The 11406-nt window shown below is 58.2% G+C and carries 9 protein-coding genes; 5 read left to right on the top strand and 4 right to left on the bottom strand.

Going from position 1 to position 11406, the window contains the following annotated elements:
- The first annotated feature begins 105 nt into the window (after positions 1 to 105).
- Complete coding sequence (locus NW862_RS04090) at positions 106 to 1647, top strand: serine/threonine-protein kinase (RefSeq protein ID WP_414426944.1); 1542 nt, start codon at positions 106 to 108, stop codon at positions 1645 to 1647.
- Positions 1648 to 1745: 98 nt separating this feature from the next.
- Here the strand turns inward: NW862_RS04090 and NW862_RS04085 are convergent, their stop codons facing one another.
- The 3 genes from NW862_RS04085 to NW862_RS04075 form a co-directional block, all read right to left on the bottom strand.
- On the bottom strand, positions 1746 to 2345 hold the full coding sequence (locus NW862_RS04085) for a superoxide dismutase (protein ID WP_414335503.1): 600 nt from the start codon (positions 2343 to 2345) through the stop codon (positions 1746 to 1748).
- 156 nt (positions 2346 to 2501) lie between these two features.
- Entirely contained in the window at positions 2502 to 2861 is a 360-nt protein-coding gene (locus tag NW862_RS04080; RefSeq protein WP_414426943.1) for a hypothetical protein, read from the bottom strand.
- Positions 2858 to 4816, bottom strand: coding sequence for a transglycosylase domain-containing protein (locus tag NW862_RS04075; protein ID WP_414348162.1), 1959 nt, complete (start codon positions 4814 to 4816; stop codon positions 2858 to 2860). Before NW862_RS04075 ends, NW862_RS04080 begins: the two co-directional genes overlap by 4 nt.
- 157 nt (positions 4817 to 4973) lie before the next feature.
- Between NW862_RS04075 and tyrS the strand changes: the two genes are divergently transcribed.
- Entirely contained in the window at positions 4974 to 6227 is a 1254-nt protein-coding gene (gene tyrS / locus NW862_RS04070) for a tyrosine--tRNA ligase (RefSeq protein WP_414335509.1), read from the top strand.
- A 51-nt stretch (positions 6228 to 6278) separates the two neighbouring features.
- Here tyrS and NW862_RS04065 read toward each other — a convergent pair whose 3' ends face one another.
- A complete protein-coding gene (locus tag NW862_RS04065) occupies positions 6279 to 6995 on the bottom strand; it encodes a hypothetical protein (protein ID WP_414335511.1) in 717 nt (238 codons plus the stop codon).
- Between the two features lie 328 nt (positions 6996 to 7323).
- Between NW862_RS04065 and NW862_RS04060 the strand changes: the two genes are divergently transcribed.
- The 3 genes from NW862_RS04060 to NW862_RS04050 all read left to right on the top strand — a co-directional run.
- Complete coding sequence (locus NW862_RS04060) at positions 7324 to 8439, top strand: vWA domain-containing protein (protein WP_414370413.1); 1116 nt, start codon at positions 7324 to 7326, stop codon at positions 8437 to 8439.
- A 363-nt stretch (positions 8440 to 8802) separates the two neighbouring features.
- Positions 8803 to 9480 (top strand): hypothetical protein, encoded by a 678-nt coding sequence (locus NW862_RS04055; RefSeq protein ID WP_414426942.1) that lies wholly within the window; start codon positions 8803 to 8805, stop codon positions 9478 to 9480.
- Between the two features lie 165 nt (positions 9481 to 9645).
- A partial coding sequence (locus NW862_RS04050; RefSeq protein WP_414426941.1) for a DUF4347 domain-containing protein occupies positions 9646 to 11406 on the top strand: 1761 nt, incomplete at its 3' end.

The following is an 11406-nucleotide window of genomic DNA, read 5'->3' as shown; positions in this document are numbered from 1 at the left end:
CACGCTGGGAATGAAGACAGCCTGGCGGTGGCGCCCGCAAAGAGGCGAGAGAAACTTTCGAGAAACACACATTAAAATCGGAGGGTACATGCTCTTGGGCCGCTTATGAACCAGCTTGCTCCTGGAAAAGTGATCGGTCAGCGCTATCAACTGGTTCAGAACATTGCGGCAGGGGGCATGGGGCAGGTGTTCAAGGCTGTGGATACCCGCCTGTTCAATCGTCCGGTGGCGGTGAAGCTGTTGCACCAAAACTTGGCAGGCGATGAAAACACCTGCCGTCACTTGCTCAAGCGCTTTCAGCAGGAAATTCGCATCAGTACCCTGCTGGGGGAGCACCCGGCCATTGTCAAGGTGCTGGATTACGGTCTGGAGAACAACCAACCTTATTTGGTGATGGAATACCTGACGGGGCGCAGCTTGGGAGAACTGATGCTCAAGCACCCGCTGCTGCCCCCTCAGCAGGTGGTGAAGATCGCCCGCCAAGTGTGTGCCGGTCTCTACTATGCCCACAATTTGGAGACCGAGCAAGATGGCCACCTCATCAAAGGAGTGATCCATCGCGACATCAAGCCCAGCAATCTCTTTGTTTTGAAAGATGAGACCCTGGGAGAGACGGTCAAGATCCTGGATTTTGGCATCGCCAAGTTGCTGAGCGACGTTTCTTTGGCCCTCGGCACCCAAACCACCGGCTTTTTGGGGACGGTGCGCTACGCCTCTCCCGAGCAGGTGCGCGGCGAGGAATTGGATCCCCGCTCCGACATCTACTCATTCGGCGTGGTGCTCTACCGCATGCTGACCGGGCAACACCCCCTACAGCCCAAGACCGATTCTTTTCCCGGTTGGTACGAGGCCCACAATTACCAACAGCCTCGGCCCTTCGACCGCTCCCAGTTGCCTCATGAGATCCCGCCGGCGCTGGAGGAAGTGGTGCTTGCTTGTCTGGCCAAAGACCCCGGCCAGCGGCCCCAGACCATGAGGCTCCTCAGCGACCAATTGGAGAGATCCCTGCAATCCCACAACAGCGCCGGATCTTCCCTCACGCCCCCTCCAACAACCTCGCCGTTTTCCGAGCGCACCCTGGCAGCCATCGATGATTGGGAAGGCGCCCAGCCGGACTCCAGGGACAGGCAGATCCCCCTCTGGGGAGGGATAGCTCTTTTTGCCGCCATTGCCGGGAGCACTTTTTGGGGCCTGCGTCTGCTTTTGAATCCGGGTACAGACATTGAGAGACCGCCTGCTGTTCCTTTGCCCTCTGACACCGATGAGCGGGAGGCCGGCCCAGATCCACTGCTGGACTGGCTGCTGCGGGATGGTGAGCCAGTGTTTGAAGATGATCCTGATCCGGTTCGGGAGAACCCTCAAGACCATCCTCAACCCGAACCCACGCCCACATCGCCACCCACCCCAGCACCCCAGCCCACTTCACCGCCACCCACCCCTGCGCCTCCGCCCGTTGCAGCGCCGGCCCCCCCGCCCACTCCCATTCCCAGCACCCCCCTGCCGCCCCAGCCGGTCAATCGCCCCCTCTTTCCCCCCATCAACCGGGCCGCTCCTCCTGCTGCTGCCTTTCCCACCCCTGCCCAAAACCCTACGCCCAGCTTCCTACAACGCCTGCGCGAAGAGCGGGAACGCTTGGGGAAGGACTAAGCCGAAAAAAAGGGATCCCTGAGGATCCCCTGGCAAAGAGCTGGGCAAGGCTAGTCCTCGATGGGATCCCCCGTCAGAGGATCCCAGAAGAGGGGCAGTCAGGCGGCTGCCAGCCGGGCATTGGCGGCATCCCAGTTCACCAGGTGTTCCAGGTAGGCGCTGATGAAGTCGGGACGCCGGTTTTGGTAGTCCAGGTAGTAGGCGTGCTCCCACACATCCAGGGTGAGCAAGGGCACTTGGCCGTGCACCAGCGGGTTTTCGGCGTTGGGGGTTTTGGTGACCTTGAGGGTGCCGTTGTCCAGCACTAGCCAAGCCCAGCCGCTGCCAAACTGGGTGGCCGCCGCCGTTTTGAAGGCTTCCACAAACTTGTCGTAGCCGCCCAGGTCGGCGTTGATCTTGTCGGCGATGGGCCCCGTCGGCGCGCCGCCCCCACCCGGCTTCATGGATTCCCAGAAGAAGGTGTGGTTCCAGACCTGGGCGGCATTGTTGAAGATGCCCACTTTGTCGGGATCCCCAAACGTGGTCTTGATAATTTCTTCCAGGGACTTATTGGCCAGATCGGTGCCCTCGATCAGCTTGTTCAGGTTGGCCACGTAGGCGGCGTGGTGCTTGCCGTGGTGGTAGGAGAAGGTTTCCGCCGACATATAGGGCTTGAGGGCGTCGGCAGGGTAGGGCAGAGCTGGGAGTTCAAAAGCCATAATCGTCTGTCCTCTGTGTCTTGTGCAAGGAATGCAAGAAAGAACGCGGCCAAGGCTAAGGGTAAACCAGACAAAGGCGTTACCTTTCTTTGCAGTCTTAGTGTAACTCAGAACGATTACGCTTTGGGATCCCCTGGGCCCTTCGATGACCGGGGGCTAACGGGATCCCTGCCGCAGCAGCTCGATCAGCAGGGGGGCGACATCCCGCAGCAGCGGGATCAAAACCGCTGTGATGGCGGCGATGGTAACCACATTGCGGGTGAAGTTGAGGGTGTCGCGGCTGAGCTGGAAAAACCGCTCGTCCCAGCGTTTGACCTCGGCTTCCAGACGTTCTTCTGCCTTAGCGACGCGCTCCTCGGCGTTGGCGATGCGTTCCTCAGCTCTGGCGATGCGCTCTTCGGTGCCGGCAATGGTCTGCAGCAGCTCTTGGTTTTGCCGGGCCAGTTGGGCGATGGCCTGGGCATTGGCCTCGATGGTGCGCTCAATGCGCGCCAGCCGCTCCTCGCTATTGCTCATGGCCGGGGAGGGGAAAATTGCTGAGGGCTAGGGAAGTCTTGGGGTGGGATCCCTTGCAGGGCCTCGGCCATGAAGCGCTTCCAGGTGGGGGCGACAAAGGCGCCCCCTGCCGTGCCGGGCAGCATGGGGGAGTTGTTGTCGTTGCCGATCCAAATGGCGGTGGACAGTTGCGGCACATAGCCGATAAACCAGGCGTCGCGAAAGTCGGAGGTGGTGCCGGTTTTGCCTGCTACCGGTCGCCCATCGTCCAGACGGGCCGCGGTCCCGGTGCCCTGGGTCACCACCCCCTTGAGGATCTGGTTGAGGGTAGCCACCGCCCAGGGATCCAAAACCTGCTGCGGCTGGGGCTTGGCCTCGAAGAGAATCTGACCGTTGCGATCCACCACCTGGGCCAAGAAGGTTGGCTCCACCCGGTAGCCGCCATTGGCAAACACCGCATAGCTGGCCGCCATCTCCAGGGGGCTGATGCTGGCCGAGCCCAGGGCCGTGGCCAGGTTGGGGAACATCTCGGCGCTGATGCCCGTGGCCTGGGCTGCCGCGATGACGTTGCGGATCCCAACCTCATCTGCCAGCTTGACGGTGGGCACGTTGCGGGAGAGCTCCAAGGCGCGGGCAAAAGTGAGGGGGCCGTAAAAGGTGTTGTCGTAGTTTTTCGGGCTGTAGGGGGGCGAGCCGGGATAGGTGACAGGGGTGTCTTCCAGGATACTGCCAGGAGAATACCGCCCGCTGGCCAGGGCCGCGTAGTACACGTAGGGCTTGAAGGTGGATCCCGTTTGGCGAAAAGCCTGGGTGGCGCGGTTAAATTGGCCCCGTTGGGCGTTGATGCCGCCCACAAGGGCCTTGACATAGCCGGTGCGGGGATCCACTGCCGCCAGGGCCATCTGGTCGGCCCGGCGAGCAGCTCCAATGCGGGGCCCATCTTCGTTGACAATGCGCTCTGCCAAGCGTTGCAGCCGCAGGTCGATGGTGGCCTGCACCCGCAGCCCCCCCTGGAGAATTGCCTGCTCGCCATAGCGACGCCGCAGCTCGGCTTCGATGACGTCGGTGACCGCCGGGGCGTTGCTCTGGAAGGAGGTGATGCGGCCCAAGGTCAATTCTTGCTCGCGGGCTGCCTGGGCTTCTTCCGGGGTAATCCACTTCAGCTCCACCAGGCGATCCAGCACCAGCCGCTGCCGGCGTTTGGCTCCCTCCAGGTTACGGAAGGGGCTGAGGGTTTCTGGAGCCGGCAGGATCCCGGCCAACATCGCCGCTTCCGCCAAGTTTAGCTCTGCCGCATCCTTGTTGAAGTAGCTGCGGGCCGCCGCCTGGATGCCGTAGAGGTTGTGCCCCCAGTACACCTGGTTGAGGTACATCTCCAGGATCTCGTCTTTGGTAAAGACCTGCTCCAGCCGCACCGCCAGCACGACCTCGGCTACTTTGCGGCTGAGGGTGCGCTCCGGCCTCAAAAACAGGTTCTTCACCAGTTGCATCGTCAGGGTGGAGCCGCCTCCCGCTGAGCCCAAGCCCCCCTCAACGCTGCCCAGAAGGGCCCGGCCCAAGCTGACCGGGTTGATGCCGGGGTGGGTGTAGAAGTGGCTATCTTCAATGGCCAGCAGCGCCTTTTTCATCTCCGGCGAGACCTCGTCCAGCGAGATCACCTCCCGGTTGGCTTCCCCATGCAAGCTGGCAATCGGCTCGCCGCGAATATCGACAATGTGGGTGGTGGCCACCGGCACGTAGTCCCGCAATTGATGCACATCCGGCAGGTTGCGGAAGCTGATGGCCAACCCCATCAAGCCGGCGGCCGTCGCCGTAGATCCCAACAGCAGGGATCCCAGCAACAGATTGCCCACCGTGGCGGCAACCTGAGCCCTCCAGGAGGGGCGGGTGGGTGGGGCCGCGCCGGCGTACTCACCATACCCCAAGCGGGGGGAGAGATGGCCGCGAGCCCCCGAGCGTCTGCGACCGTAGGTCACGTCAAAAACTCCGTCACTTCAGCGTTGCGGAGCGACCGCAAGTCTGACCCATTATAGGGCGGTGCTTCTTGGGCCGGCAGGGGATCCTTTCTGGGTGGGGCGAAGCCGGGTGGGTGGATAGGCTTAAAATGGCTCATGGTGCACCTCGATCCAAGGGATGGAATCAACTCTAGGGACATCGCCAACTGCCCTCTCGTCGGCCCCAAGGGATCCCTGCATCGCCGAGATCGCCCAGCGGGGGGTGGCCGAGATCTTCCCGGGGGGGGCGGCAGCTCTGGAAGAGCGCTTGGCCACAACGGATCGCCCTTTGCGGGTCAAGCTGGGCATCGATCCGACGCGGCCAGATCTGCACCTGGGCCACGCGGTGGTCTTGCGCAAGTTGCGGCAGTTTCAGGATGCCGGCCACGTGGCCATTTTGCTCATTGGGGATTTTACGGCGCTGGTGGGGGATCCCACTGGCCAGTCGGAGGCGCGTCCCCGCCTGACGCCGGCAGAAGTGGAAGAAAACGCCCGCACCTATCTGGAGCAGGCTGGCAAGATTTTGGACTTTGCGACCCCTGGCCGGCTGGAGGTGCGCCGCAACAGCGAGTGGCTGGCCCGCCTCACCCTCAGCGAGCTAATCGAGCTGCAGGCCCAGATGACGGTGGGGCAGATGTTGGCCAAAGAAGACTTTGCCCAGCGCTACCAAGCTGGAACACCGGTGTACTTGCACGAATTTCTTTACCCCCTCCTGCAGGGCTACGACTCGGTGGCCCTGGCAGCCGACGTGGAGCTGGGGGGAACCGACCAGCGCTTTAACCTCCTGGTTGGCCGAGAGCTGCAGCTTTGGAAAGGCCAAACCCCGCAGTTTTGCCTGACGGTGCCGCTTCTGGAGGGCTTGGATGGCTACCAGAAAATGTCCAAGTCCAAAAACAACTACGTGGGCCTGACCGAGGATCCCCTCACCATGTACTCCAAGCTGGAGAAGGTGCCGGATCACCTGGTGGAGCGGTATTTTGAGTTGCTCACGGCGGTGCCCCCCTCAGAGCTGCCGGCAGATCCCCGTCAGCGCCAGATTCTCCTAGCCAAAACTCTGGTGGCCCAATTTCACTCCCCTGAAGCGGCAGAAGAGGCGCAGCGCACCGCCCAAGCCCTGGTGTTGCAAGGCAATCTCGTCGAGACGGGATCCATCCCCACCTTTGCCGTCGAGGGCTTGTCTTACCCGGCAAAACTCAGCTACATCCTGCGCGAGTCCGGCCTGTGCAAGAGCGCCGCCGAGGCCCGTCGGCAAATCCAAGGAGGCGCCGTGCGGCTGGACGGACAAAAAGTGGAGGATCCCGACTTGGAGTTTGCCAACGCTTCTGACCTGGTCGGGCGGGTTCTCCAGGTGGGCAAGAAGGCCTTCCGCCGCTTGGTGGTGGGCCCAGAGTAGTCAGCCCCCAACCCCTCTCCCTTGATGAGACCGGGAAGGGGGGATCAACCATTAACGGGTGGGGGTGGGCTTGAAACCGAGCCCGGCTTTTTTCTGCTTGGTCTTGGCTGGGGGATTGAACAGCGGTGAAGCCAACAAGGTTTGCGGGAAAACGGGCTCCGCCTTGGGCCGGATCGATCTCGCCTCCGCCACAGCTTCAGCGAGCTTCTGCCGCACCAGCTCTTGGGTCTCCAAGATATTGGGATCCGCCGCCCATTCCGGGGCTTCCCTGACCGGATCGTCTTCGGAAGTAAATTCCAAGTCGTAAACCTCGTTGCGGTAATCGGGGCTGAAGCACTCCCAGGCGCGCAAACTGTAGAAGTAGGGGAATAGCCGCACCATGCGCTCGATATCTAGGTGTGCTGCAAAGCAACAAAAAGCCTCTTCTTCAGAGACCGGAAATGGCGCGTAGTGCTCGGAAACAAACCACTGCAAAAACTTGCGCGCCTCCGGAACAACCTGCTCTGGGGCCATGGATCCCAGCGCCGCCGCGTTGAAGCAGTTGACCAAAAGGTGCTCCAGCAGCACGGCGTTGTACTCGGCAAAGCAGGTTTGCTCGCGGCTTTCTACCGGCTGCCAGGGCATATTGCCGTTGGCGGCGATAAACAGATGCACCAAGTCATGCGAGGGATTGGTTTGAATGGCGCCGTGCCCCTCCAGCTTGGCCCCGTCACAGCTAAAGATTTGGTACTGCGGGCTCCAGTAGAACTTCAGTTGCTTGGCCGCCATGTCCGACCGTCCTCCTCACCCAGAGGGATCCCTCTAGAGCTTACACCCGCAGGCGGGCTACAGGCACCTCTGCAGGGACAATCGCCGTCGCCCCTGCCCTGCCCCAAATGGAGACAGAGAAGGTTTCCTAGCCAAGGTTAAAGGAGAGCAATTAGCTTGCAGAAACGTCGTCGATAGAAGCAATCGACCCGAAAACAAGCTTATAGTGTACTTTCTTATACACTTGGGTTCTTTTCTCCGCGATGCTCCTGAGTTCTTCTCATGGTAGGTTTACGCTGCTGTCCTCAAGCTTGTCTGTGTTATCGGCTATATTCTTCAGGTTTCAACAATGCAGCTTAGCAGACCCCAAAACCGAGAAACTGGCTGGGCAATTGTCTTGATCCTGCTGGGGATCTCCATAACCGGCTGTGGCTCTTCCAGTAGCACAGGGATCGACCCTGCTTCTTTGGGATCCCAAACGCGCTTGACCTTCAACGGGGCTCTGACGCGCAGTTTCAGCACCACCCAGGGGGAGATGGAGTTCAACATTGCCCTCTTGCAAGCAGGGGATCCGCCTCAGCCGGTCACCCAGCTTTCTCCTGCCCAGGTCAGCTTGCAAGTTAACCGCATAACCGATCTGCAAGGGATCCCGCAGTCAGCCACAGTAACTCTAAGCCCCACCCGCATCGAGAACCCTCGAGCTGAGCTGGCCCGTCAGCCTTTGCTCATGGCCATCCTCATGGACGGCTCCGGCAGCCTGTTGGTTTTGGATCCCCAGTCCCGTCGCTTCTTAGCTGTTTTTGGGCTTTTGGATCAATTTCGCACCACACCCTTGGATCTGGGGGCGGTGCTCCGTTTTGATAACCGAGGGGCCGGTTTTGGCGCTACGGCTCTCGGCCAGCCTTTACGCACGGCCCAACTGCTGCAAGACTTCACCAGCGACAAGCAACTGCTTAGGCGAGGGGTATTGCGGGCAAATCCCGGTGGGAACACCGCCTTGTATGACGCCACGGTGGAAGCCGGGCGTTTCTTAAGTGACTTTCGCCCCAATGAGACCTTCAACCGCCGCCTGGTGGTGTTTACCGACGGCATCGACAACGAGAGCACCCGCTCCATTGACCAGACCATTCGGGAGCTCACAACTCTGGCCCAAGAGCGGGGGCAGAAGCTGACCGTGTATGTAGTTGGGCTGGGCGTTGACTTAAACCTGCTGGAGCTCCAGCGACTGGCGGCGGCCACAGAAGGCACGTTTGTGCTGGCGCGGTTTGCCGAGGCTCTGGAAGCTCCCTTTGCCAATCTATTCCCTGCTGCTATTGGAGAGCACCGCCTGCAGGTGCGGGTACAAAGTAATGTTCCCCTACCTGCTGGCTCTTATCTTCTCAGCGGCGAACTGCGGGTCGAAAGAGAGGGAAGCCGTTTTGTGACATCCTTTAGCGACGCCGTTCTCACGGTGGGATCCCGCTAGAGCCCTTCTGCAAACCAACAACATCCGCAATTGAGAGCGAGGCATAGGCATATGTTTCGACGACTGGGCACATCCAGCAGATTTTGGCGACCGGCTGCGCTTGTCCTGGCTGCTGTGGTTACAGGTTCCCTCACTGTTTTGCTGAAAAGTTGCGGTAGTGGCGGCTCTGGCAATCCTGCTGGGGCGGGGTTGCCGACAAGGGATCCCGCTGCCGGCTCCGCGGCTGCCATCCTGGGGCTAGTCGTTGATCCCTTTGGTCAGCTTTGTGGCCCGGGATCCACGGCTACTCTTTGTGCAGGCGGGCCAGTCTTTTCGGCAGGCAACTCAGTTCAGCTAGTCGGCTTGAGCTCACGGGGAGAGATTTTGTTTCCCCCCTTGGCCACTGCCACCCTGGATAGCAACTTGCGCTTTACGATTCCCTTTTCTGGCTCGATCACGCAGCCGCCGGGGAAATTGGTTTCGGTGCAATCGAACCTCGTTGGGCAGGGACGGCAGGCCAGCCAGCCTACACCGCTGCGGGGATTTGTTTTCAGTGCAGCCGTCGATGTCTCTCCTTGGAGCGAGGCTCTCTATCGCATCTTGCTGCGGGAACGGGAGCGAGTGCCCTTCTCGAACTTGGCCCCCCCTGAGGTTAGGGATTTGGAGAACATTTTGTTTGTTAGCATTCCTCTTTCCAGAACTGCCCGTAACCTAGAGGAAGTTATTGCCGATATCATTCAGCAAGCGGATCGGCTGAGTTTTAATGGACTGCGTTTTGTAGAGGATCTGATTCGAGTTTGCTATGCCCCGGAAGGCAATCAATCCGATCAACCCTGTCGGCTGCGGATCCCGGTGCCTACTCCGCCTCCAGTGCCCATTGAACCGCCGGCAACTCGGCCACCAGCTTCTCCTCTTGCTCCCGGAACTCCTTTGCCGGCAGCAACACCTTCTCCTGAGGCTCCTACCCTACCCATCGTCATCACCAATAGAGCTTCAGTCCGTCTATCATCTGGAACTTTAGTATTCAGTAACCCAGTTACAGTGAGAGTGGACAATTTGTAGCTGCTTCGCTTGGAATTGAGTCCTGTTTCTTTCTTTTTTGAAGACATTCCCTGAAAAAGCGAGGAGTGTTAGATGTTGACCTCAAGACCGTCTCTGCCCAACTCTAAGCAACCCGCCGGGCTACTGCAGATTCTCAGCCGTACTTTGGGATCCGTTTCCACAGCTTTGCTCATTTTGCTTTTGAGAGTGGAGAATGCCGACTCCGCTACATCAGGGAATATACTTCTGCAACACTCTGCTCAAGATGAGCTGGTCTTTATCGACCAAGCTTTGCCCGATCTGTCGATCTTGCTAGCAGGGATCCGACCTGGAACAGAGATTATTCTTTTGGATCCTAACAAAGACGGGATCCAGCAGATCGCCGAGGCGCTGCGAGGTCGAAAAGGTGTTAGAGCTTTGCACATTCTATCTCACGGGCAGGCGGGCTCAATACAGTTGGGCAAAAGCCTTCTCAGCCTAGAAAACCTATCCGAATATGCAAGCTTGCTCTCGCAGTGGAAATCTAGCCTGGCTGATGATGCAGAGATCTTGATCTATGGCTGCGAAGTGGCATCTGGCTTAGAGGGAGAGCTTCTCATCAAGCAGCTAGCTCATCTAACAGGAGCTGATATTGCCGCTTCTACCAACCTTACAGGTTATGCTGGATACGATGCAGATTGGGTTCTAGAGGCTGCGACCAGCTCCATTACTACCCCCACAATTTTTGTGGAAGGCTCAGTGGAGCATCGTTACCACCATACCTTACAGGTTGGTGCCACGCCCACTCTGGATGCCAACTTTCTTTTAACAAACATCCAAGTAGGCACTAACAAGCTTTCTCTCATCGGCGCAACTAACCAAGTTATTTTAAGAAGAGTTGATAACGCAAACGCAACAGGATCTTGCAACGTTGTCTGGGTCGTCCCTCCCGACACGCCTAGCAGTCTAGGGATCACAACTATGGAAGATGCCCTACTAATTGATCCCCTAAATCCAGTTATCAAAGCGGGCACAGATAATATCTTTACGAATAAAGGTAGTGTTAACCTCAATAATATAGAGAGGGTAGATTTCATTACCCCAGGCGGCATAACTGCCCCTTCTGCTGGCCTAGATAAAATTGGCTTCCTTCTCTTAGATAGAGGTGGAAACGATCTATTCAAGATTGCTGCTATCACCAAGCTTGATCCCAACCCCATAAATTACGTTTACGGATCAGTTATTTCGGTTGGAGCCGGTATTTGGTCGCCAGGCACAATCATTAACACCACAAATGTTCACAATGATCAATGTGGAAGCAAAAACCTAAATACAAATATTACAGCTACTGTAACAAATCAAAAGCTGGCGGGTGTTTTTGTCAGCTACCAGGTTCTGGGTATATCTCCCAGTCAGACATTCTACGGCTACTCAGTGGTTGGCAATGATGTGACCGGCTCAATTGCAAATTTCCCAACGTTTCCAACCAATACAACTGATACTAGCCCTAACAATGGTGGCTGGGATATGACGGCAGGGGGGGGAATTGTGGCTTACAACCCTCTTGCCAACAATGACGCTGCTACAACTCCCCAAAATACACCAGTCACCATCACGATTCTGTCTAATGATGTAGGGTATGTCTTTAATTTGGATCCCAGTACCATTGACCTAGATCCAAGCTCTCCTGGACAGCAAACTACTCTGACGGTCCCCGGAGAAGGCACATACACTGTTAACCCAGTTACTGGGGAAGTCACTTTTACTCCGGATTTTAGCTTCACAGGTACCACTACCCCAATTAAGTACACCGTAAAAGATATACAGGGCCTAATTTCCAACGAAGCCACCATTACCGTCAAAGTTACTCCAGCATCAACCCCAACGCCAACTCCAACCCCGACGCCCACACCAAATCAAACTCCAACACCAACAACAAAAAAAACACAAACGAACAATCCCAAAAAA

It is taken from the genome of Synechococcus sp. H55.8 (genome assembly GCF_047462375.1).
Classification (GTDB): Bacteria; Cyanobacteriota; Cyanobacteriia; order Thermostichales; family Thermostichaceae; genus Thermostichus.
Note: the sequence above shows the minus strand (reverse complement) of the source record. Positions and strands in the feature narration are given on the sequence as shown.